The sequence below is a fragment of the Phreatobacter oligotrophus genome (assembly GCF_003046185.1).
GTDB classification, from domain to species: domain Bacteria; phylum Pseudomonadota; class Alphaproteobacteria; order Rhizobiales; family Phreatobacteraceae; genus Phreatobacter; species Phreatobacter oligotrophus.
Map to the genome: position 1 here is coordinate 116,544 of NZ_PZZL01000002.1, position 21,319 is coordinate 137,862.

The window sequence follows — 21,319 nt, forward strand, 5'->3', positions numbered from 1 at the left end:
ATCCCATTCCGGCACAACCGGCGGCGGCACGGGGCTTGCGGTGGATCGAGCAAACCCGGAGGCCTCCATGCTTGCCCGCCGTTCCCTGCTCCTCGCCGCCGCCGCCACCCTGGCGCTGCCCGTGTCCGCCCGCGCCTCCGTCCTCGACGGTTCCGCCTTCGGCCTGAAGCCGGGCGCCCCAGAGGACCAGACGCGCGCCCTGCAGCGTGCCGTCGAGACCGCCGCCGGCTCGCGGATGCCGCTGCGCCTCGCGCCCGGCGCCTACAAGGTCGGCGAGGTCCGGCTTCCCGCCAACACCCAGATCATGGGCGTGCGCGGCGCGACGCGGCTGGTGTTCCAGGGCGGGACGGGCTGCCTCGTCGCCCCGCGCGCCGACATGGTGACGCTCTCCGGCCTCGTCATCGAGGGCAATGGCCGGCCGCTGCCCGAGAAGCGCGGCCTGGTCGTGCTGGAGCATGGCCGCGGCGTGCGCCTCGAGGATTGCGAGATCGCCGGCTCCAGCCACCACGGCATCGTGCTGGAGGGCATCGAGGGCCTGGTGCGCGGCAACACCGTCTCGGGCGTCGCCAAGGCGGCCATCGTCGCGCTCGACAGCCGCGGCCTCACCCTCACCCAGAACACCATCCGCTCCGCCGCCAATAACGGCATCCTCGTCTGGCGCACCATCGCCGGCGACGACGGCACCATCGTCGAGGGCAACCGCATTGAGGAGATCGGCGCGCGCGACGGCGGCTCCGGCCAGAACGGCAATGCCATCAACGTCTTCCGCGCCGGCAACGTCACCATTACCGGCAACCGCATCCGCGGGGCCGCCTTCTCGGCGGTGCGGGCGAACGGCGCCGCCAACGTGGCGGTGACCGGCAACAGCTGCGCCTCCCTCGGCGAGGTCGCCGTCTATATCGAATTCGGCTTCGAGGGCGCTGTCGTCGCCAACAACATCATCGACGGCGCGGCGCTCGGCATCGTCGCCACCAATTTCAACCATGGCGGCCGGCTCGCCAACATCCACGGCAACATCATCCGCAACCTCGTCAACCGGCGGCCCGCCGGCACCGACCCGCATGATGTCGTCGGCGTCGGCATCTCGGCGGAGGCGGATGCCGCGATCTCGTCCAATGTCATCGAGGGCGCGCCGACGGCCGGCATCCAGCTCGGCTGGGGCCAGTACATGCGCGACCTCTCGGTGACCGCCAATGTCATCAAGGGCTCCCCGGTCGGCATCGCCGTGTCGGTGGTGCCGGGGGCGGGCCAGGCGCTCATCGCCGACAATCTCGTGCAGGGCGCGAGCGTCGGTGCCGTGGTCGGCATGGAGTGGAAGCGCCCGGTGACCGGCGACATGGCCCGCGAGGGCGTCGGCCGCTTCGCCCAGCTCAGCGTCTCCGGCAACCGGGTGCGGTGACGCCCGCGACTCGCGACGGCACGGGGCGTTAACACCCCGTTAACCGGATCAGGGCACGGTCTGGCAGGTTCCATCTGCCGGAGGCGCCCGATGCGTGCGCTCGCTAAGGTTCTCGTCGCTTCCGCCGTCATCGCCCTTGCGGGCCTGTCCGGTCGTGCCGAGGCCCAGCAGGCCTGCGCACCCGGCGACCTCACCCGCTTCACCGCCGAAGCGATGATCTCCGACGCGGATCTGCGCGCCGGCGCCGAAGCCGCGCTGGAGGCCTGCGCCGCCTTCGCGCTCGCCCAGTTCCGCAATGTCGGCGAGGTGGAGGAGCGCATCCTCGTGCAGGTCGCGGCGCTCGCCGGCCGCACGAGCTACGCCACCTATGCCGCCGACGAGATCCCGGCCGTGTCGCCGGCCCTGGTCCAGTTGCTCACAGCCGCCTTCCGGCCGCTCTATCCGCATCTGCGCGCGCTCTCCGAGGAGGAGAACACCGCGGTGATGCGCACCCTCGTCTTCCACCTCATCGCGCAGGCGAACCCGACCGTGACCGGATCGGTGCCGCGGTCTCCTGCCAGCCCCGGAGCCCGGCCATGAACGCCAACATGACCGCCGACGAGACCACCCTGCCCGTCATCGTCGCCCCGCCGCTGTCGCCCGATGCGAGCTTCGACGCCGATGTCGCCGATCTCCACGAGGTGGAGTGGCTGACGCCGGCCGCCCTCTCCCGCAAGGACTGATTGTCCGCCGCAGCCCCGCCGGTCATGGTGCCGTCGAGCCGCCCGCCAGAGGCGGCCACCGGGGAAGCACCATGCTCAGAGGCTCCGAGGCGCCGCGCAGCGGACCTCTCGTCACCATCGATCCCGACGCCTTCGTCCACCCGACCGCGCTCATCTACGGCAAGGTGAGCCTTGCGGCCGGCGTCTCGGTCTGGCCGAACGTCGTCATCCGCGCCGAGGCCTATGAGGTGGCGATCGGCGAGGGATCGAACATCCAGGACTTCGTGATGATCCATGTCGGCAACGGCATGGGGACCCATGTCGGCCGCAACTGCTCGATCACCCACCGCGTGACGCTGCACGGCTGCACCATCGGCGACGACGTGCTGGTGGGCATCGGCGCGACCATCATGGATGGCTGCGTCATCGGCGCGAATTCGATCATAGCCGGGGGCGCCTTCCTCAAGGAGGGGACCATTGTGCCGCCGAACTCCATCGTCGCCGGCATTCCCGCGGTGGTGAAGGCGACCCGGGATTCAGGCCCCGCCAACCGCTTCAATGCCCATCTCTACCGGATGAACGCGGAGGCCTTCGCCCGCGGCGAGCACCGGGTCTGGGCGAAAGCCGACCTTGCGGCCGAGGCGGCGCGGTTCGGGGTCGACCGCGCCTCCTGATCTCAGCGCCGCACGCGCCGCTCGATGCGGAAGCGCATCTCCATGGTCGCCGCCTCGCCGCCACGGCGGTCGGGCGTCAGCCAGTGGCTGAAATTGGCGGTGGCCGGCGGATCGCCCGGCAGGTCGAGGCTGAAACGGGCGAGATCGGCGCCCTCGTTGCGGACCAGAACGGCCCGCAGGCCCGCCGGCTCGGGTAGCGGCAGGACCACCTCGACGAGGGTCGAGCCATCCGCCAGCGCCTCGCGCCGGAGGTCATCGGAGGCCGCTTCCAGGCGGGGCCCGGCGGCGGCAACGGCAAGGCCGCTCCAGGCCTGGCCGCCGAGGCGGATGTGGGCGATGAGCAGGGTCTGGACCGGCGGCGGGGCGGTCGTCACCGCGAAGGCGAGATGCCCGACGGCGATGGCGAAGAGGGCGAGGACGGATGCTGCCGCCGCGACCGCCTTGGCGGGGGTCGGCGCCCGGTCCCGCAGGACGAGCGCGAGCCAGAACCCGGCCCCGGTGCCAGCCATGCCGCCGATGAGCGCCATGGCGCCCGCGAAGGCGAGCCGGTCCGCGGCGGAGCCCAGGTCGATCCAGCGGGCGAAGAGAAGCGCGCCGGTCTGGGCGGCGAAGGCGGCCGTGGCTGCGCCCGCCCCGACCATGGCGATGCCGGTGGCAAGGCGCAGGACGGTGCGAAGGGACGAGGCGGGTTGGCGCGAAGGCCCGGATGGGGACTGATGCTCGGACATGACCTGACGGTGCGCCGCACAGGCGGCTCGCCCGTCAGTCGGTGTGGGGACCCGAAAGGTTCAACGGGTCCCGGCGGCCGTCACTTCTCGACGAAGGCCTTCTCGATGACGAAATGGCCCGGCTTGGAGATCGCGCCCTCGTCGAAACCGCGGGCGACCAGCATGTCCACCATGTCCTTGAGGAAGGCCGGCGAGCCGCAGATCATCACCCGGTCGGCGTCCTTGTCGAGAGGCCCAAGGCCGAACTCGGCCTGGATGGCCCCATCGTCGAGGAGCTGGGTGATGCGGCCGGTGTGGACAAAGGGCTCGCGGGTGACGGTCGGGTAGTATTTCAGCTTGTCGCGCACCAGCTCGCCGATGAGCTCGTCGTTCGGCAGTTCGCGCGCAATGTAGTCGCCATAGGCCTGCTCGGCGACGAAGCGGGTGCCGTGGATCAGCACGACATTGTCGAAGCGGTCATAGACCTCCGGATCCTTCACCACGCTGATGAAGGGGGCGAGGCCCGTGCCGGTGCCGCAGAGATAGAGATTGCGGCCCGGCAGCAGCGCGTCCTGCACGAGGGTGCCGACGGGCTTGCGGCCGACCAGGATCTGGTCGCCGACCTTGATGTTCTGCAGCCGCGAGGTGAGCGGGCCGTCCGGCACCTTGATCGAGAAGAACTCGAGATTGTCCTCGTAGTTGGAGGAGACGATCGAATAGGCGCGCAGCAGCGGTTTGCCCTCGACCTCGAGGCCGATCATCACGAACTGGCCATTGACGAAGCGGAACGACGGGTCGCGGGTCGTCTTGAAGGAGAAGAGCCGGTCCGTGTAGTGCCGCACGTCCAGGACGCGCTCGGAGTTCAGGTTCGACATGGGCTGTTAAGTCCGGGGTGACTGGCGCCGCATACGGTTCATTCGTACACGAATGATACCGCATCGCACCAACTAGGCAAGACCATAAGGCGGCGCAACAGTCTTGTCGCCGGGCTGGATCAAATCCGCGCGCAGACGACGACAAGCGTTTGCGCGGCGGCCTTTTCGGAGAGGATTTTTCCCCCCGACCCCCGCCGGCGGCCCGCAAGCGGACGGCACGTGCACCCTTCACCGGCCTCCCGTCGCAACCTATGCTCGCCGCCCCTGATGCTTCGGACATGACATGGCCAGCGACATTCTCTGCTTCGGCGAAGCCCTCGGCGAATTCAACCAGACCCGCCCCGGCGAGCCGCATTACCTGTTCGGCTTCGGCGGGGACACGTCGAACTGCGCCATTGCGGCCGCCCGCTCGGGGGCGAGCGTCGGCGTCATCGGCGCCATCGGCGACGATGCCTTCGGCGAGGATTTCATCGCGCTCTGGGCGCGCGAAGGCGTCGACACGTCGGGGATGCGCCGGGTCACCGGGGGCGATACCGGCCTCTACTTCGTCACCCACGGACCGGACGGCCACGCTTTCAGCTACCGGCGCTCCGGCTCGGCGGCGGCGCGGATCACCGCGGCGGATGTGCCGCTCGACCGCGTGCGGTCGGCCAGGATCCTCCACGTCTCCGGCATCTCGCAGGCCATCTCCGACAGCGCCAGCGAGGCCGTGCTGGCGGCGATTGCCGCGGCGCGTGCGGCCGGCGTCACCGTCTCCTACGATACGAACCTGAGGCTCCGCCTCTGGCCGCTGGAGAAGGCCCGCGCCGTCACCAATGCCGCCATGCGCCTCGCCGACATCGCCCTTCCGGGCATGGACGATGCCCGCCAGCTCACGGGCCGCGAGACGCCGGACGCCATCTGCGATTTCTATCTCGAGGGGGGCTCGCGCATCGTCGCGCTGACGCTCGGCAAGGAGGGCGCGCTCATCGCGACGCCGCAGGAGCGGCGGGTGATCCCGTCGATCAGCGTGAACGCGGTGGATGCGACCGGGGCCGGCGACTGTTTCGACGGGGCGTTCCTTGCGGAATGGCTGCGGACGCAGGATCCCTTCGCCGCTGGGCGCTATGCCTGCGTGGCGGCGGCGCTGTCGACGCGTGGCTATGGGGCGGTGGCCCCGCTCCCCCGCCGCGAGGAGGTCCTGGCGGCGATGGGGTGAGGTGGCGGGCTTCCCGCCCGACCGAGCGCTGCATTCAGTGACGTCGTTTGAAGAGGCTCGGCCGGTTCCACGTCATGCCCGGGCTTGTCGCGGGCATCCACGACTTGACCACCGCCCTTGACCCAATTCGTGGATGCCCGGGACAAGCCCGGGCATGACGGATGGTGGTTCGGAATGAAGCCCGAGGGGCCTCAGTTCCCCCCTTGAAACGACAACACCCGGCGGTTGTCCCGCCGGGTGCCAAGATCTGCCGAAAGAGGGCGAGGCTTACTGGCTGACGCCGCTGGCGCGGATCGGCCCGGCCCACTTCTCGATCTCGCTCTTCACGAGACGGTCGAGATAGGCGCCGCCGCGGCGCTGGGGCGCGGCGATGATGGCGCCGAGGCCCTCGAGCCGCTCGCGCACGGCGGGCGTGTCCATGGCCTCGATGGTGGCGGCACGCAGGCGCTCGACGATGGCCGGGGGCGTGTCCTTGTGGAAGAAGAAGGCGTTCCAGGTATAGGCCTCGAAGCCCTGGAGGCCCTGCTCCTGCGCCGTCGGCAGGTTGGGCAGCACGGCCGTGCGGGCGGCGGTCAGCGTCGCCAGCGCCTTCACCGAATTGCCCTGGATGTGGGAGAGCGCGGTGGAGGAAATCTCGCACATGTAGTCGACGCGGCCGGAGATGAGGTCCTGGATGGCTGGGGCCGAGCCGCGATAGGGCACGTGGGTGACGCCGTTCGTGCCGATCACCGAGTTGAGGTAGAGGCAGCCGAGATGCACCGCCGAGCCGGGACCGGCGGAGGCGAACTGCATCTTCGCCTCGTTGGCCTTCACCTGGGCGATGAACTCCTGGAGGTTGTTCGCCGGGAAGTCCTTGCGGGTGATGAGGATCAGCGGCACCTCGGCGATCAGCGTCACCGGCGCGAAGTCGGTCGCGGCATTGTAGAGCGGCTGGGCATAGAGCGTCTGGTTCACTGCGTGGGTGCCGACGGTGCCGAGGACGAAGGTGTAGCCGTCCGGGCTGCCGCGCGAGACGCGGGCCGTGCCGGTCATGCCGCCAGCGCCGCCAACGTTCTCGACAATGACCTGCTGGCCGAGGATCTGCGACATCCGCTCCGCCATGATGCGGCCGAGCACGTCGGTCGGGCCGCCGGCGGCGAAGGGGATGATCATGGTGACGGGACGGGCCGGCCAGGTCTGGGCGGTGGCGGCCGGCGCGGCGGCGGCAAGGGAGGCCGCGGCGGCGAGGGCAAGAAGCGAGCGTCGGGCGATGGTCTTCATGTCGGAAAACTCCTCCGGAGGCGGCGGATCATGGCGAAATGGCCCGCCTTGTCCATCCCAAATGATGGGCAGCGTCCGACCGCCGCAGCCGGCTTCGCGCGCCGTATCGCCTCGCGGTTCGCGTCGCCGCGCCGCATGGAGGCCATGACGCGCGGGGCTTCCCTTTGTTCCCGAAGGCCGTATGGTCCGCCGCCTTCAGGAGTTGCCCCATGACCACGACCCGCATCGCCATTGCCGGCCTCGGCGCCATCGGCCGCACGCTCGCCGCGCGCATCGCCCGCGGCACCATTCCCGGCACGGTGCTGACGGCCGTGGCGGCGCGCGACGAGGCGAAGGCCAAGGCCTGGCTCGCGGCCGAGGGGATCGACGTGCCGATCGTGGCGCTCGCCGACTTCCCCGCCCATGCCGACCTCGCGGTGGAATGCGCGCCCGCCGCCATCATCGAGGAGATCTGCACGCCGATGCTGACGGCGGGCAAGAAGGTGATGGTGCTCTCCTGCGGCGCGCTGCTGCCGCGGCCTCACCTGATGGAGCTCGCCAAGACCCATGGCGGCCAGATCATCGTGCCGACCGGCGCGCTGCTCGGCCTCGACGCGGTGACGGCGGCGGCCGAGGGCACGATCCATTCGGTCCGCATGATCACCCGCAAGCCGCCGAAGGGCCTGGTCGGCGCGCCCTATCTCGTCGAGAAGGGCCTCGACATGGACGCGGTGAAGGAGCCGACGCTGATCTTCTCCGGCACGGCGCGCGAGGCGGCCAAGGGCTTCCCGGCCAATGTCAATGTCGCCGTGGCGCTGTCGCTCGCCGGCATCGGCCCGGACCGCACCACGATCGACATCTGGGCGGACCCGACGGTGACCCGCAACTGCCACGCCATCGAGGTCGATTCCGATTCGGCAAAGCTGTCGCTCGCCATCGAGAACATCCCGTCGGAGAACCCGAAGACCGGCCGCATCACGGCGCTGTCCGTCATCGCCGCCCTGCGCAAGCTCAACGCGCCGGTCCGGGTCGGAACCTGATACCGGAGCGACAGAGGGACGCGACAGCGCGGCCTTGAAACCCTCGGTCGAGACGCTAGTCTCGCTCCTGAACCGGCGAACAGACCGGATGAGCGGCCCGACCGAGGGCCGCCGCAGGAAACAACCCCCGAGGGAACCCGAATGCGCAAACTGATGCTGGCCGGCCTCGCCGCCCTGTCCACTCTGGTCGCCGGAACGGCGGCGAACGCCCAGACCTGGCCGCAGCGGCCGATCACCTTCATGGTTCCCTTCGCGGCCGGCGGCGGCACCGACGCCTTCGCCCGGCCGCTTGCGGCCGAGCTCGAGAAGCGCCTCGGCCAGGGCGTCATCATCGAGAACCGCGCCGGTGCCGGCGGCACGGCCGGCGCGCTCGTCGCCTCCCGCCAGACGCCGGACGGCTACTACTTCCTCGTCGGCGCCGCCCACCACACCATCGCGCCCTCGCTCTATCCGCGCCTCGACTACAATATCGAGACGGACTTCATCCCCGTGGCCATCATCGGCCAGCCGCCGCAGATCCTCGTGGTCAATCCGCGCCGCGTGCCGGCGAAGACGCTGCCCGAGCTGATCGCCCTGGCGAAGTCGAAGCCGGATGGCCTCGTCTACGGCTCGGCCGGCATCGGCACGACGCATCACCTCTCGGCCGAACTGTTCAAGCTCCTGACCCAGACGCAGATCCGCCACGTGCCCTATCGCGGCGCGGGCCCGGCCATGGCCGACCTCGTCGCCGGCCAGATCGACATGATCTTCGACGGCCTCGGCACCTCGGCGCCGCAGATCCAGGGCGGGCAGATCCACGGCATCGCCCTGGCGGCTGCCCAGCGCAATCCCGCCGTGCCGAACGTGCCGACGGCGACGGAGGCGGGCCTCGCCAATTTCGACGTCTCGACCTGGTACGCCATCTTCGCCGTGAAGGGCACGCCGCAGCCGATCGTCGACCGGATGCGCCGCGAGATCCGCGCCGTGCTGGAGCTGCCGAACATCAAGGAAGCCTGGGCCCGCAACGGCTCGGACATCCCGACGCTGGAGGGCGAGGCCTTCGGCCGCTTCGTCTCGTCCGAGGTGCAGCGCTGGCGCCGCGTCGTCACGGAAGCGAACATCAAGCTGGAGAACTGAGGGCGGCTCGTCATTGCCCTTCGCGAAAGGCCCGCCAACCCGGCGGGCCTTTTTCGTTGGGGGAGAGTGCGTTGTCCCACCTCTCCCCGGCATGCGCGACGACGGCGCCGCATCACCTCTCCCCGGCTTGCGCGACGACGACGACGCATCACTTCTCCCCGGCGGGGAGAGGTCGACGAGCGCAGCGAGGCGGGAGAGGGGGAGAGACGCCTCAGGACGAAGAGCAGGCCCCTCTCCCGGCCTTCGGCCGACCTCTCCCCACTGGGATGAGGTGGGGGTGGTGCGCCGGCTCGGGAGGCGACAGCAAGGGCGCAAGAGGCCAACACAAAAGAGCCGATGCCCTTCCCGTTCCCTCATCCGTCATGCCCGGCCTTGTGCCGGGCATCCACGAATTCCTGCAAGACGGTGGTGTTCAAGTCGTGGATGGCCGGGACAAGCCCGGCCATGACGGGCGGAGGTTCGCGAGCCTGAGCCGGAGCTAGATGTGGGGGTCCCTAAGCCCCATTCCGCTCCAGGCTCATCGCCAGCACGCGCGCCACATGCACCGCCTCGCGGCCGGCGCCATCGGCGATCTGGTGGCGGCAGGAGGTGCCGTCGGCGACGATGATCGCGTCGTCCGGCGCCTTGCGCACCGCCGGCAGCAGCGACAGCTCGGCCATGGCGAGCGAGGCGTCGATGGTCTCGACATGGTAGCCGAAGGCCCCGGCCATGCCGCAGCAGGAGCTCTCCACCGTCTGTACCTCGAGGCCGGGCACGAGGCGCAGCGCGCCCTCGACCGCGCCCATGGCGCCGAAGGCCTTCTGGTGGCAGTGGCCGTGCAGCACCGCCTTGGCCTTCATCTCGCCGAGCGGCAGGGCGAGCCGGCCCGCCTTGGCCTCGGCGGCGATGAACTCCTCGAACAGCACGGCGACACCGGCCACTGCCTTGGCATCGTCGGAGCGCAGCAGCGCCGGGATCTCGTCGCGCAGCGAGAAGAGGCAGGAGGGTTCGAGCCCGATCACCGGCACGCCGCGCGCCGCGAAGGGCGCGAGCGCCGCGACCAGCCGGTCGGCCTCCTCGCGGGCGCGGTCGACCATGCCGGTGGCGAGATAGGTGCGACCGCAGCACAGCGCACGGCCGCCGCCGGTGGGCTTCGCATGATGGACCCGGTAGCCCGCCGCGACGAGCACCGAGACCGCGGCGTCGAGGTTCTCGCGCTCGAAGGCGCGGTTGAACGTGTCGGCGAAGAGCACGACCTCGCGGCCGGCCTCGGGCCCCTCGGCCGCGGCCTTGGGCGCGAAGACATCCGAGCGCCAGCGCGGCAGGCTGCGCCGCGCCGAGAACTGCGCCAGCTTTTCCGACAGGGCCTTGAGGGCCGGCACGCGGTCGCGCAGGTTGAACAGCCAGGGCGCCTTGGCGGCGAGGCCGGCATAGCGCGGCAGGTGGGCGACCAGCCGCTCGTGCAGCTTCGCGCCATAGAGGGCGTAGCGCTGGGCCTTCACCTCGATCTTCATCCGCGCCATGTCGACGCCGGTCGGGCACTCGCGCTTGCAGGCCTTGCAGGAGACGCACAGCTTCAGCGTCTCTTCCATCTCCGGCGAGGTCAGCGCCGCAGGACCCAGCTGACCGGTCATGGCGAGGCGCAGTGTGTTGGCGCGGCCGCGCGTCACGTGCTGCTCGTCGCGGGTGACGCGGTAGCTCGGGCACATGGCGCCGCCGTCGAGCTTCCGGCAGGTGCCGTTGTTGTTGCACATCTCGATGGCGCCGAGGAAACCCTGGGACGCACCGGGATAGTCGGACCAGTCGAGGGCGGGGGTGATCTCGATCCCCTCATAGCCCGGCGGATAGCGGAAAAGCGTCCGGTCATCCATCCGCGGCGCGCGGGTGATCTTGCCCGGGTTGAACAGGCCGTCGGGGTCGAAGCGGTCCTTCACCTCCTCGAAGGCGCGGACGAGGCGCGTGCCGAACATCTGCTCATGGAATTCGGAACGGACGATGCCGTCGCCATGCTCGCCGGAATGCGAGCCCTTGTATCTTCGGACCAGCTCGAAGGCCTGCTCGGCCATGGACCGCATGCGCTTGGCATCCACGTCCAGCTTCATGTTGAGGACGGGGCGCACATGCAGGCAGCCAACAGAGGCATGGGCGTACCAGGTGCCCTCGGTGCCGTGAGCCCGGAAAATCTCGGTGAGGCCGGCCGTGTAGGCCGCAAGGTCGGGCAGCGGCACGGCGCAATCCTCGACGAAGGAGACGGGCTTACCGGCCTCCTTCATCGACATCATGATGTTGAGGCCGGAGGAGCGCATCTCGGTGACGGCGGCCTGCCAGGCCGGCTCGACCACCGGTACTACGCCGCCGAAGCGGGCCCCGGTGCCGGACCACGAGAAGCCGAGGTCGCCCATGAGGGCTTCGAGGTCCTTCAGCTTCTGGAGGTTTTCCGCCTCGGTCTCCTCGGCGAACTCCACCACCAGCAGCGCGTCGGGATCGCCGCGCACCACGCGCTCCACTGTCGGGCGGAACATGGCGATGTCGCGGGCAAGCCCGATCATGGTGCGGTCGACCAGTTCCACCGCGATGGGCTTGAGCGTCACGAGATGCTGGGCGGCGTCCATCGCCTCGTGGAACGAACCGAAATGGCAGATGCCGAAGACCTTGGGCCCGAGCAGCGGCCAGAGTTTCAGGTCGACCGCGGTGGTGAAGGCGAGCGTGCCCTCCGAGCCCACGAGGATATGCGCCATGTTGTTGGCGGCGCCCTTCGGCACGAGGGCGTCGAGATTGTAGCCGCCGACGCGGCGCTGGACCTTGGGAAAGCGCGCCTCGACCTCGGAGGCCTCGCGCTCGCCGAGGGTGAGGAGGTCGCGGGTCAGGAGGTCGGCGTCATTGCGCATCGCATCGTCGCGCGAGACCTCGCCGAACCAGCGGCGGGTGCCGTCGGCGAGCGCCGCCTCTACCTGGATGACGTTGTCGCGCATGGTGCCGTAGCGGAGCGACCGGCCGCCGCAGGAATTGTTGGCGGTCATGCCGCCGATCGTGGCGCGCGAGGCGGTGGAGACGTCGACCGGGTACCAGAGCCCGTGCTTCTTGAGCTGGCGGTTGAGGTCGTCGAGGACGATGCCCGGCTCGACGCGGACGGTGCGGCCGGCGACGTCCAGATCGAGGATGCGGTTGAGGCGCTTCGAGCAGTCGACGACGAGGGAGGAATTGACCGTCTGGCCGCACTGGGATGTGCCGCCGCCGCGCGGCAGGACGGTGATGCGCTCCTCGCGGGCGAGCGCCACGGCGCGGATCGCATCGTCCATGGTCTCGGGGACCACCGCGCCGACCGGCATGATCTGGTAGATCGAGGCGTCGGTGGCGTAGCGCCCGCGCGAGAAGGCGTCGAACAGGACGTCGCCCTTCACCTCGGAGGCGAGGCGGCGCTGCAGCGGCGTGTCGGGCGTGTTGCTCATGTCGTTCATGGACGCATTCTCGATTTCGTCAGGGCAGCCACAGGCCGTGCAGAGCGGGCTCATCCACCTCTCCCCGGCGGGGAGAGGTCGACCGGAGCGTGAGCGACGGTCGGGAGAGGGGGACGCATTGGGCGGGATGCAGCCCCCTCTCCCGGCCTTTGGCCGACCTCTCTCCGCCGGGGAGAGGTGAAACCGATGCCGCCGCGAACCCCCCACAAGACGCTCTGTTCTGCTTGACTTGAATTTTGCATTCATTATTCATTCTGGCAAGAGGCCGAGCGCGACAACCGGCGCCGCCCTGTCCGAGGAGACCCCGATGGCCACCAATGCCCCCCGCGTCGCGGGCCGCCACTTCCTGCAGATCCCCGGCCCCTCGCCCGTGCCAGAGCGCATCCTCAGCGCCATCGCGCGGCAGACGATCGACCATCGCGGCCCGGATTTCGGCAAGCTGGGCCTGCGCGTCCTCGACGGCATGCGCACCATCTTCAAGACCAAGGGCCATGTGGTGATCTACCCGGCCTCCGGCACCGGCGCCTGGGAGGCAGCGCTCGCCAACACGCTCTCCCCCGGCGACAAGGTGCTGATGGTCGAGACCGGCCATTTCGCCACGCTGTGGAAGACCATGGCGGCCAAGCTCGGGGTCGAGGCGACCTTCATACCCTCCGACTGGCGCGCCGGCGCCGATGTCGCCGCCATCGAGGCGGCGCTGCGCGAGGACAAGGCGCATGCGTTCAAGGCGGTCTGTGTCGTCCACAACGAGACCTCGACGGGTTGCACCTCGCGGATCGACGAGGTGAGGAAGGCCATCGACGCCGCCGGCCATCCGGCCTTGCTGATGGTCGACACGATCTCCTCGCTTGCCTCCGTCGACTATCGCCATGACGAATGGGGCGTCGACGTCACCGTCGCCGGCTCGCAGAAGGGCCTGATGCTGCCCCCCGGCCTCTCCTTCAACGCCGTGTCGGAGAAGGCGCTCGCCGCCTCGAAGACGTCGCGGCTGCCGAAGAGCTTCTGGGGCTGGGAGGAGATGATCGCCGCCGGCAAGTCCGGCTACTTCCCTTACACACCGGCGACCAACCTGCTCTACGGCCTCGACGAGGCCATCAAGATGCTCCACGAGGAGGGCCTCGACAGCGTCTTCGCGCGCCACCTGCGCCATGGCGAGGCGACCCGCCGCGCGGTGGCCGCCTGGGGCCTCGAGAACCTCTGCACCAACCCGAAGCATTTCTCGCCGGTGCTCACCGCCGTCGTCATGCCGGAGGGCCATGACGCCGACAAGCTGCGCTCGGTGATCCTCGACGCCTTCGACATGTCGCTCGGCACGGGCCTGTCGAAGGTGGCGAAGAAGGTGTTCCGAATCGGCCATCTCGGCGACATCAACGACCTGACGCTGATCGGCACGCTGGCGGGCGTGGAGATGGGCCTCGGCCTTGCCGGCGTGCCGCACAAGGCGGGCGGCGTCGCGGCGGCCATGGCCTATCTCGCTGACACCAAGCGCGAGGGCAGCGCCAAGGCGGCGTGAGCTTCCGCTGACCCTCTCCCCGCGTGGGAGAGGGTGGCTGCGGAGCAGCCGGGTGAGGGCTTCGAGGCGGTGAGGCGACAAGCATGTGGCAGATCATGACGGTCGGACATGACCCCCTCACCCGCCGCCTGACGGCGGCACCCTCTCCCACGGGGGGAGAGGGTTCGGACCGGGGGCGCCGATGAACGAGCATCCGCTGATCGCCCGCCGCTCGCTTGCGACCGAACTCGTCGGCCGGCTGCGCGACATGATCGTCGAGGGCACGCTGAAGGCCGGCGACAAGATTTCCGAGCCCGATCTCTGCGACCTCTTCGGCGTCTCCCGCACCCCCCTGCGCGAGGCGCTCAAGGTGCTGGCGGCCGAGGGCCTCGTCGACCTCACCCCGAACCGCGGTGCGCGCGTCGCCCGTATCGCGCCCGAGGCGGTGGAGGAGCTCTTCCCCATCATGGGCATGCTGGAGGCGCTGGCCGGCGAGCTCGCGTGCGCCCGGATGGGAGCGGATGACCTCGCCCGGCTCGAGACCATGCATGCCGAGATGGTCGGACACTGGCAGCGCGGCGAATGGGTGCCCTATTCGCGGCTGAACCGGCAGATCCACGAGGAGATCTTCCGCATCGCCGGGAATGCGACCCTGGCGGGACTCTACCAGAACCTCATGGTGCGCATTCACGCCGTCCGCTTCGTCGCCCGCAAGAGCGCCGAGCGCTGGGCCGAGGCGGTGGAGGACCACGAGCGGATGATGGCGGCGATCCGCCGCCGCGACGGCGCGGCCCTCTCGGCGCTGATGCGCGAGCACCTGCGCCACAAGGCGGATGTGGTGCACGAGGCACTGGGCGAGCTCGGCGCCCCAGAGCAGGGCTGATCCCCGCGCCGCCCCCTCGCGCTTGGCCGCGATCGGCCTATCTTGAGGGGCCCATCACCGGACCTTGACCCCGGATGCTGCCATGACGCTGTTCTCCATCCTCGACCTCGCGCCCGTTCCCGAAGGCTCCACGCCCGGCGACGCGCTGCGCAACACCATCGACCTCGCCCGCCACGCCGACCGGCTCGGCTACAACCGCTACTGGCTCGCCGAGCACCACAACATGACCGGCATCGCCAGCGCCGCGACCGCCGTGGTCATCGGCCAGGTGGCGGCGGCGACCCACCGCATCCGCGTCGGCGCCGGCGGCATCATGCTGCCGAACCATGCGCCCATGGTCATTGCCGAGCAGTTCGGCACGCTGGAGAGCCTATTCCCCGGCCGCATCGACCTCGGCCTCGGGCGCGCGCCCGGCACCGACCAGCGCACCATGCGGGCGCTGCGCGTCGATCCGATGGAATCCGACAACTTCCCCCAGGACGTGCTGGAGCTGCAGGCCTTCCTCGCCCCCGTCCAGCCCGGACAGGCGATCCAAGCCGTGCCCGGCGCCGGCACCGAGGTGCCGCTGTGGATCCTCGGCTCCTCGACCTTCGGCGCGCAGCTCGCGGCCATGCTGGGCTTGCCTTACGCCTTCGCCTCGCATTTCGCCCCCGATGCGCTGATGCAGGCCATGGCCATCTACCGGGCGAAGTTCGAGCCCTCCAAGCAGCAGGCGACGAGCTATGCCATGGCCGGCTGCAATGTCTTCCTCGCGCCGACCGACGAGGAGGCGCGCCGCCTCTTCACCTCGGCGCAGCAGCGCGCCGCCCGCATCTTCCGCGGCGTGCGGGGCCTCCTGCCGCCGCCCATCGACGACATCGAGACCTTCTGGAGCCCGATGGAGAAGGCCCAGGCCTCGCGCATGCTGCACTTCTCCTTCGTCGGCTCGCCGGAGACGGTGCGGCGCGGGCTGGAACGGTTCATCGCCGAGACCGGCGTGGACGAACTGGTGGTCGCCTCCGCCATCCACGACCATGCCAAGCGCGTGCGCTCCTACGAGATGCTGGCGGATGTGGTGAGGGACCTGCAGGCGCGGCCGGCGGCGGCGTGACGTCCGGGGCTTGTTTGCCCCTCACCCTTCCCTCTCCCCGCGAGCGGGGAGAGGGTGCAACAGCGTCCCGCCTTCGCCGGGACGGGTGGGGCTCGGCATGGCGGTAGCGAAAAGGACGGGACGTCGTGGCCCCCCTCTCCCCGCTGGCGGGGAGAGGGTCAGGGTGAGGGGCCGTTTCCCGCCCTCCTCAACCCGCCCCAATGGACCTTCACCCCCAGCGATGGGCTATAGCTGAACCATGACCTATCGCCCCGCGACGGCCCACACCGCCCTCGGCCCCGACTTCTTCGACGTCGTCGAGCCCGCCCGATTCCCCCGGCACATCCTGCGCTTCCGCAACCAGCGCTGGGCCGAGGCCGTGGGGCTCGGCGGGCTGACCGACGACGCATGGATCGGCCATTTCGGCCGGTTCGAGCCGCTCCCCGACAATCTCCCGAAGCCCTTGGCCCTGCGCTATCACGGCCACCAGTTCCGCTCCTACAATCCGGAGATCGGCGATGGCCGCGGCTTCCTCTTCGCCCAGCTGCACGACGGGGCCGATCGCCTGCTCGACCTCGGCACCAAGGGTTCTGGCCAGACCCCCTATTCGCGCTTCGGCGATGGCCGCCTGACCCTCAAGGGCGGCGTGCGCGAGGTGCTGGCCACCGCCCTTCTGGAGGCCTTTGGCGTCTACACCTCGAAAACCTTCTCGCTGATCGAGACCGGCGAGGAACTGGTGCGCGGCGACGAGCCCTCCCCCACCCGGTCCTCGGTGCTGGTGCGGCTGTCCCACAGCCATCTGCGCTTCGGCACGTTCCAGCGCTGCCTCGCCTCCAACGACCAGGCCGGCATCGCCGCCCTCGTCGCCCATGGCATCCGCCACTACCACCCCTCCGCCGCGCGCGGCCGCGATGTGACGGAGGAGGCCCCGGCCCTGCTCGCCGCCGTCGTTGCCGCCACGGGATCGCTGGTCGGCGAATGGATGGCCGCGGGCTTCGTCCATGGCGTGCTCAACACCGACAACATGGTGGTGACGGGCGAGAGCTTCGACTACGGCCCCTGGCGCTTCCTGCCGCGCTACGAGCCCGGCTTCACCGCCGCCTATTTCGACCAGACCGGCCTCTATGCCTATGGCCGCCAGCCCGGCGCGGTTGCGTGGAACCTCGAGCGCTTCGCCGAATGCCTGACGCTGGTCGCGCCCGTCGCGGCGCTGGAGGAGGCGCTCAAGACCTACTCGAGCGCCTTCTACGCGAGCCTGCGCCGGGCCGTCTGCGCCCGCCTCGGCCTTATCCAGGCAGGAGAGGCCGAGGACGAGGAGCTCGTCGCCGCCCTCTTCCAGTTCCTCTTGAAATCGCAGGCCCCGTTCGAGCGGACCTTCTTCGACTGGCATGGCGGCATCGACCGCCGCGCCTTCGCGCTGGCGGGGCCGAACGCGCCCTTCTACCAGGGCGAGGAATTCGCCCGGCTGGAGGCGGCACTCGCGCTGCATGATCCGCTGCCGCGGAGCCCCGAGGCAGCCGCCTATTTCGATGGCGAGGGGCCCGCGACGCTCCTGATCGAGGAGGTCGAGGCGCTCTGGGCCCCGATCGCCGAGCGGGACGACTGGTCGGCCTTCCAGGCCAAGCTTGACCAGATCGAGACGGCGCGAAAGGCTCACGCCATCACACCGCCGCGCTGACGGCGGACGGGGACACGACCTTGGGGATGGCGATGACCGACATGCGCGCCGGGCGCTTCTTCTCCTATGCCCAGAACCTCGAGGACTATCACCTCGCGCTGCTGCTCGCCGATGTCGAGCGCGGCTTCTACATCGATGTCGGCGGCGGCCATGCAGTCGCCGACAATGTCTCGTTCTGGTTCTACGAGAAGGGCTGGCGCGGCATCGTGGTCGAGCCGCAGGCGACAATCGCCGCGGCCTACCGGATCGTCCGGCCGCGCGACGTGACGGTGGAGGCGCTGTGCGGAGCCGAGGCGGGCGAAGCGGTGCTGTTCCAGGCCGAGCGCTTCCACGGCCTGTCGACGACGGTGAAGGCCAATGCGGAGGCCGCGGGCGCCGCCGGCGTTGCGACCGTCGAGCGGCGCCTTCCGGTGACGACGCTGAAGGACCTCGCCGCCACCCATGCCCCGGGGGCGATCGACTTCCTGAAGATCGACGTGGAGGGTGCCGAGGCGAGCGTGCTGGCCGGCAATGACTGGACGCGCATCCGGCCGCGTGTCGTGGTGGTGGAGGCCGTGGCACCCTGGACCATGGCGGACCGCTCCGCCGATTTCGCGCCGATCCTCACCGCCAACGGCTATCATGACGTCTGGTTCGACGGGCTGAACCGCTTCTATCTGGCGGAGGAGGAGATGCACCGCGCCTCGCGGCTTCCCTCCGAGCCGACGCCCTGGGATGCGGTGCTGCATCTCGGCGAATATGGCCCGGCGCATCGCGACACCGGCCATCCCGACCATGCGCTTGCGATCCGGCTCGACCCGGACCTGCTTGGGCGCCTCGCGGTGATGGAGGCGGCGGAGCTCGGCCCCCGCCTGCCCGCGGGCCTTGCGCCCGGGGATGAAGCGACGCGGGCGGCTCTCGCCCGCATCGCCACCATGTTCGACGGCGGTTACGTCGTCGAGGAGGATTAGCCCCTGACGCGCGAGACGATAGCCCAGGCGGCCGGCATCAGCGCCGCGCCGAGCGCCGTCTTGACCACCGTGCCGAGGGCGAAGGGCCAGAGGCCGGCGGCCAGCAGCTTCGCGCCATAGCCGGTGAAGGTGCCAAGCCAAAGGAGGCCGGGCACGAAGACGATCACATTGGCCAGCGCCATGGCGCCGAGGATCTTCGGCCAGGCCTTGTCCCAGCCGCGGTCGGCGGCGGCGCCGATGATGGCGGCCATCACCAGGAAGCCGACGAGGAAGCCGCCCGTCGGGCCCATGAACGGGGCGATGCCGACCGACCAGCCGGCGAAGACCGGCGCGCCGAGGAGGCCGGCGAGGAGATAGGCGCCGACGGTGGCGACGCCGAGGCGCAGGCCATAGGCGGCGGCGACGACGGAGATGGCGAGGGTCTGCAGCGTCAGCGGAACCGGCCAGAAGGGCACGCTCGCCTTGGCGCCGAGAGTGATCAGGCAGACGCCGCCAGCGACGAGCGCGAGGGACCGGAGAGTCAGGCCCGGCAGCGCGGCCGAGCGGGAGGGCCAGAGGGTCGCGGCAATGGTCGCGTGGGACATGGGGCGAAATCCTTTGTGGAGCTATGCCGTTGGGTCAGCTTGTCAATTGCGCGCCGACGTGGTGGCTATGCCTCCCATAGCCCGCGATCTGCGGCATCGGCAAGGCGCCGGCTCACCCCCTTTTCGACAGAGGCAGAATGGCCGATGACATCCCCTTCGAGCGCGAGGACGCAGCCGTGCCGGGCCGGGTGGAGACGCTCTCCCCGCTGATCCGCCGCATCCTCTGCGACAATCCCGGGCCCTTCACCTTCAAGGGCACGGTGACCTATGTGGTCGGCACCGGCCGCGTCGCCATCATCGACCCCGGTCCGGATGATCCGCGACATGTCGCCGCCGTGCTCGAGGCAGTGAAGGGCGAGACGGTGGAGGCCATCCTCGTCACCCACACCCATCGCGACCATTCGCCCGCGACCCCCGCCATCAAGGCCGCCACCGGCGCGCCGGTCTATGCGGAGGGCCCCCACCGCGCCGCGCGGCCGCTGAACCTTGGCGAGACCAATGTGCTCGATGCCTCCGGCGACCGGGATTTCACGCCTGACATCGCGGTGAAGGACGGCGACGTGGTGACCGGCACCGGCTGGACGCTCGAATCGGTGTTCACGCCCGGCCATACGGCCAACCACATGGCCTTCGCGCTGCGGGAAGAGCAGACGCTGTTCTCCGGCGACCATGTCATGGCCTGGTCGACCTCCATCGTCGCGCCGCCCGACGGGGCGATGGGCGACTACATGGCCTCGCTCGACAAGCTGCGCGCCCGTGACGAGACGCTGTTCTGGCCGGGCCATGGCGGGCCGGTGAAGGAGCCGGCGAAGTTCATGCGGGCGCTGGCGCATCACCGGCGGCTGCGCGAGGCGGCAATCATGAAGCGCCTCGGCCTCGGCGACCGGCACATCCCCGACATCGTCGCGGCGATCTACGAGGGGCTTGATCCGAGGCTGAAGAGCGCGGCGGGCCTGTCGGTCTTCGCGCATCTGGAAGACCTCGTCGGGCGCGGGCTGGTGGCGAGCGACGGCCCGGCCTCGCTGACGGGGGCGTTCCGGCCGGCGTGACCGGTTGCGGAGTGGGCGGGTCGAAGGCCCCACCCGCACCCTCCCCTCTGGCGAGGGGAGGGAGACAATGGCCTCCCGCTTCACCGGGTCCGTACCGCCTGGCCCAGCCGTTTCGATATCGACACGACGCCGTAGTCCCCCTCCCCTCGCCAGAGGGGAGGGTAAGGGTGGGGCATTTCCTTCAAGATCACGGTCCCAACCGTCATGCCCGGGCTTGTCCCGGGCATCCACGACTTGACCACTGCCGGAAGAGAATTCGTGGATGCCCGGGACAAGCCCGGGCATGACGGGAGGAGGTTCCCGGGCAAGGACGGCTTGGGTCGCTTCGGGCGACCCTCTACCCCCCTCACACGAAGTCCAGCGGCAGGGCCGTGACCTCCTTGATCTCCTCCATCACGAAGCTCGCCGAGACATCCTGCATCTCGATGCGGGCGGTGAGCTTCTTGTAGAGGCGATCATAGGCCGCGACGTTGGGCACGCGGGCGTGGAGGATGTAGTCGATGTCGCCGGCGGTCCGATAGACGCCGAGGATCTCGGGGATGTCCTGCACCGCCGCGCCGAAGCGCGCCGCCCAGTCGGCCTCGTGGCGGGCAGTGCGCACGGCGATGAAGACGGTGAGTTCGAGGTTCAGCCGCGCCGGATCGGCGAGGACGACGCGGGCGCGGATGATGCCCTCCTCCTCCAGCCGCTTCACCCGCCGCCAGCAGGCGTTGCGCGACAGGTTCACCCGCTCGGCGAGCTGCTCGATGGAGAGGGAAGCGTCCTGCTGCATGATTCGCAGCAGCGCCTTGTCGATGGAATCGAGGATTGTCTGGGACATTGTCCCGCCATCATACCCTTCGATGGGATGAAGTCCACGCCGTCGTGGTTAAAGGCAGGAGATTTGGGAACACCTCCCGCGAGCTCCGGCCTATCATGTTGGCTACGCTTCGAACCCGGCGGAGTTCCCCATGATCCAGCGCCTCAAGACGGCCTTCCTCGCCCATCCTGAATCGGTGAACGAGAGCTATTTCGAGCATATGGGCGTGGCGCTGCGCTATTCCGCGACCTTCGCCTATTGCGCCTTCTGTGCGTTGGTCCACGCCTTCCTGCCCTTCCTGTTCGAAAAGACCGCCTCGACCATCGTCAAGAACATGGTCGCCAACATGAACGCCCGCATGGATGCGCCGCAGGGCCAGGTCGCGCCGGGCGCGCAAGCCGCCGAGTAAGCCAGATCCACGGGTGACCC

At 69.8% G+C, this 21,319-nt stretch carries 20 protein-coding genes; 14 read left to right on the forward strand and 6 right to left on the reverse strand.

Features of this window, described 5'->3' with window-relative positions; translation table 11 throughout:
• Positions 1-67: 67 nt before the first annotated feature.
• The 4 genes from C8P69_RS04505 (at position 68) to C8P69_RS04515 (ending at position 2,774) form a co-directional block, all read left to right on the forward strand.
• A complete protein-coding gene (locus C8P69_RS04505) occupies positions 68-1,399 on the forward strand; it encodes a TIGR03808 family TAT-translocated repetitive protein (protein ID WP_108174681.1) in 1,332 nt (443 codons plus the stop codon).
• A gap of 90 nt (positions 1,400-1,489) precedes the next feature.
• On the forward strand, positions 1,490-1,978 hold the full coding sequence (locus C8P69_RS04510) for a hypothetical protein (protein WP_108174682.1): 489 nt from the start codon (positions 1,490-1,492) through the stop codon (positions 1,976-1,978).
• The gene (locus C8P69_RS23760) at positions 1,975-2,121 is read left to right on the forward strand and encodes a hypothetical protein (protein WP_170118118.1); all 147 of its coding nucleotides are present in this window, start codon (positions 1,975-1,977) and stop codon (positions 2,119-2,121) included. The genes C8P69_RS04510 and C8P69_RS23760 overlap by 4 nt, the downstream gene beginning before the upstream one ends.
• Before the next feature lie 71 nt (positions 2,122-2,192).
• Positions 2,193-2,774, forward strand: a complete 582-nt coding sequence (locus tag C8P69_RS04515; RefSeq protein WP_108174683.1) for a gamma carbonic anhydrase family protein — start codon at positions 2,193-2,195, stop codon at positions 2,772-2,774.
• A 2-nt stretch (positions 2,775-2,776) separates the two neighbouring features.
• Here the strand turns inward: C8P69_RS04515 and C8P69_RS04520 are convergent, their stop codons facing one another.
• Together C8P69_RS04520 and C8P69_RS04525 are read right to left on the reverse strand one after the other, a co-directional pair.
• Positions 2,777-3,502 carry a hypothetical protein gene (locus C8P69_RS04520; protein WP_108174684.1) on the reverse strand — a complete coding sequence of 242 codons (726 nt, stop codon included), beginning with the start codon at positions 3,500-3,502 and terminating at the stop codon, positions 2,777-2,779.
• Positions 3,503-3,582: 80 nt separating this feature from the next.
• Complete coding sequence (locus tag C8P69_RS04525; RefSeq protein ID WP_108174685.1) at positions 3,583-4,356, reverse strand: ferredoxin--NADP reductase; 774 nt, start codon at positions 4,354-4,356, stop codon at positions 3,583-3,585.
• 283 nt (positions 4,357-4,639) lie between these two features.
• Between C8P69_RS04525 and C8P69_RS04530 the strand changes: the two genes are divergently transcribed.
• Complete coding sequence (locus C8P69_RS04530; protein ID WP_108174686.1) at positions 4,640-5,554, forward strand: sugar kinase; 915 nt, start codon at positions 4,640-4,642, stop codon at positions 5,552-5,554.
• 267 nt (positions 5,555-5,821) lie between these two features.
• Here C8P69_RS04530 and C8P69_RS04535 read toward each other — a convergent pair whose 3' ends face one another.
• Positions 5,822-6,814 carry a Bug family tripartite tricarboxylate transporter substrate binding protein gene (locus tag C8P69_RS04535; RefSeq protein WP_146167286.1) on the reverse strand — a complete coding sequence of 331 codons (993 nt, stop codon included), beginning with the start codon at positions 6,812-6,814 and terminating at the stop codon, positions 5,822-5,824.
• Positions 6,815-7,023: 209 nt separating this feature from the next.
• On the opposite strand from C8P69_RS04535, the gene C8P69_RS04540 reads away from it, so the two are divergent.
• Together C8P69_RS04540 and C8P69_RS04545 are read left to right on the forward strand one after the other, a co-directional pair.
• Positions 7,024-7,833 (forward strand): aspartate dehydrogenase, encoded by an 810-nt coding sequence (locus C8P69_RS04540; RefSeq protein ID WP_108174688.1) that lies wholly within the window; start codon positions 7,024-7,026, stop codon positions 7,831-7,833.
• Between the two features lie 141 nt (positions 7,834-7,974).
• On the forward strand, positions 7,975-8,949 hold the full coding sequence (locus C8P69_RS04545) for a Bug family tripartite tricarboxylate transporter substrate binding protein (protein WP_108174689.1): 975 nt from the start codon (positions 7,975-7,977) through the stop codon (positions 8,947-8,949).
• 494 nt (positions 8,950-9,443) lie between these two features.
• Here the strand turns inward: C8P69_RS04545 and C8P69_RS04550 are convergent, their stop codons facing one another.
• Complete coding sequence (locus tag C8P69_RS04550; protein WP_425440740.1) at positions 9,444-12,386, reverse strand: FAD-binding and (Fe-S)-binding domain-containing protein; 2,943 nt, start codon at positions 12,384-12,386, stop codon at positions 9,444-9,446.
• A 307-nt stretch (positions 12,387-12,693) separates the two neighbouring features.
• On the opposite strand from C8P69_RS04550, the gene C8P69_RS04555 reads away from it, so the two are divergent.
• From C8P69_RS04555 to C8P69_RS04575, 5 genes are all read left to right on the forward strand, one after another.
• Entirely contained in the window at positions 12,694-13,899 is a 1,206-nt protein-coding gene (locus C8P69_RS04555) for a pyridoxal-phosphate-dependent aminotransferase family protein (protein WP_108174690.1), read from the forward strand.
• 181 nt (positions 13,900-14,080) lie between these two features.
• Positions 14,081-14,761, forward strand: a complete 681-nt coding sequence (locus tag C8P69_RS04560; RefSeq protein ID WP_108174691.1) for a GntR family transcriptional regulator — start codon at positions 14,081-14,083, stop codon at positions 14,759-14,761.
• An 82-nt stretch (positions 14,762-14,843) separates the two neighbouring features.
• Entirely contained in the window at positions 14,844-15,851 is a 1,008-nt protein-coding gene (locus C8P69_RS04565) for an LLM class flavin-dependent oxidoreductase (RefSeq protein ID WP_108174692.1), read from the forward strand.
• Between the two features lie 238 nt (positions 15,852-16,089).
• Entirely contained in the window at positions 16,090-17,508 is a 1,419-nt protein-coding gene (locus tag C8P69_RS04570) for a protein adenylyltransferase SelO (RefSeq protein WP_108174693.1), read from the forward strand.
• Positions 17,509-17,540: 32 nt separating this feature from the next.
• On the forward strand, positions 17,541-18,458 hold the full coding sequence (locus tag C8P69_RS04575) for an FkbM family methyltransferase (protein WP_170118119.1): 918 nt from the start codon (positions 17,541-17,543) through the stop codon (positions 18,456-18,458).
• Here the strand turns inward: C8P69_RS04575 and C8P69_RS04580 are convergent.
• On the reverse strand, positions 18,455-19,042 hold the full coding sequence (locus C8P69_RS04580) for a biotin transporter BioY (protein ID WP_108174695.1): 588 nt from the start codon (positions 19,040-19,042) through the stop codon (positions 18,455-18,457). The genes C8P69_RS04575 and C8P69_RS04580 overlap by 4 nt on opposite strands.
• Positions 19,043-19,179: 137 nt before the next feature.
• Between C8P69_RS04580 and C8P69_RS04585 the strand changes: the two genes are divergently transcribed.
• Entirely contained in the window at positions 19,180-20,091 is a 912-nt protein-coding gene (locus C8P69_RS04585) for an MBL fold metallo-hydrolase (RefSeq protein ID WP_108174696.1), read from the forward strand.
• 346 nt (positions 20,092-20,437) lie between these two features.
• On the opposite strand, the gene C8P69_RS04590 is transcribed toward C8P69_RS04585, so the two are convergent.
• Positions 20,438-20,911 carry an Lrp/AsnC family transcriptional regulator gene (locus tag C8P69_RS04590; protein WP_108174697.1) on the reverse strand — a complete coding sequence of 158 codons (474 nt, stop codon included), beginning with the start codon at positions 20,909-20,911 and terminating at the stop codon, positions 20,438-20,440.
• 130 nt (positions 20,912-21,041) lie between these two features.
• Here C8P69_RS04590 and C8P69_RS04595 point away from each other — a divergent pair, with 130 nt between their 5' ends.
• A complete protein-coding gene (locus C8P69_RS04595) occupies positions 21,042-21,299 on the forward strand; it encodes a DUF6356 family protein (RefSeq protein ID WP_108174698.1) in 258 nt (85 codons plus the stop codon).
• The last annotated feature ends 20 nt before the right edge of the window (positions 21,300-21,319 follow it).

Coding starts and splice junctions, on each gene's coding strand:
- C8P69_RS04545 (WP_108174689.1), top strand. CDS start 7,975: ATGCGCAAACTGATGCTGGCCGGCCTCGCCGCCCTGTCCACTCTGGTC.
- C8P69_RS04555 (WP_108174690.1), top strand. CDS start 12,694: ATGGCCACCAATGCCCCCCGCGTCGCGGGCCGCCACTTCCTGCAGATC.
- C8P69_RS04580 (WP_108174695.1), bottom strand. CDS start 19,042: ATGTCCCACGCGACCATTGCCGCGACCCTCTGGCCCTCCCGCTCGGCC.
- C8P69_RS04505 (WP_108174681.1), top strand. CDS start 68: ATGCTTGCCCGCCGTTCCCTGCTCCTCGCCGCCGCCGCCACCCTGGCG.
- C8P69_RS04575 (WP_170118119.1), top strand. CDS start 17,541: ATGACCGACATGCGCGCCGGGCGCTTCTTCTCCTATGCCCAGAACCTC.
- C8P69_RS04510 (WP_108174682.1), top strand. CDS start 1,490: ATGCGTGCGCTCGCTAAGGTTCTCGTCGCTTCCGCCGTCATCGCCCTT.
- C8P69_RS04530 (WP_108174686.1), top strand. CDS start 4,640: ATGGCCAGCGACATTCTCTGCTTCGGCGAAGCCCTCGGCGAATTCAAC.
- C8P69_RS04565 (WP_108174692.1), top strand. CDS start 14,844: ATGACGCTGTTCTCCATCCTCGACCTCGCGCCCGTTCCCGAAGGCTCC.
- C8P69_RS04535 (WP_146167286.1), bottom strand. CDS start 6,814: ATGAAGACCATCGCCCGACGCTCGCTTCTTGCCCTCGCCGCCGCGGCC.
- C8P69_RS04520 (WP_108174684.1), bottom strand. CDS start 3,502: ATGTCCGAGCATCAGTCCCCATCCGGGCCTTCGCGCCAACCCGCCTCG.
- C8P69_RS04590 (WP_108174697.1), bottom strand. CDS start 20,911: ATGTCCCAGACAATCCTCGATTCCATCGACAAGGCGCTGCTGCGAATC.
- C8P69_RS04595 (WP_108174698.1), top strand. CDS start 21,042: ATGATCCAGCGCCTCAAGACGGCCTTCCTCGCCCATCCTGAATCGGTG.
- C8P69_RS04585 (WP_108174696.1), top strand. CDS start 19,180: ATGGCCGATGACATCCCCTTCGAGCGCGAGGACGCAGCCGTGCCGGGC.
- C8P69_RS04525 (WP_108174685.1), bottom strand. CDS start 4,356: ATGTCGAACCTGAACTCCGAGCGCGTCCTGGACGTGCGGCACTACACG.
- C8P69_RS04570 (WP_108174693.1), top strand. CDS start 16,090: ATGACCTATCGCCCCGCGACGGCCCACACCGCCCTCGGCCCCGACTTC.
- C8P69_RS23760 (WP_170118118.1), top strand. CDS start 1,975: ATGAACGCCAACATGACCGCCGACGAGACCACCCTGCCCGTCATCGTC.
- C8P69_RS04540 (WP_108174688.1), top strand. CDS start 7,024: ATGACCACGACCCGCATCGCCATTGCCGGCCTCGGCGCCATCGGCCGC.
- C8P69_RS04560 (WP_108174691.1), top strand. CDS start 14,081: ATGAACGAGCATCCGCTGATCGCCCGCCGCTCGCTTGCGACCGAACTC.
- C8P69_RS04515 (WP_108174683.1), top strand. CDS start 2,193: ATGCTCAGAGGCTCCGAGGCGCCGCGCAGCGGACCTCTCGTCACCATC.
- C8P69_RS04550 (WP_425440740.1), bottom strand. CDS start 12,386: ATGAACGACATGAGCAACACGCCCGACACGCCGCTGCAGCGCCGCCTC.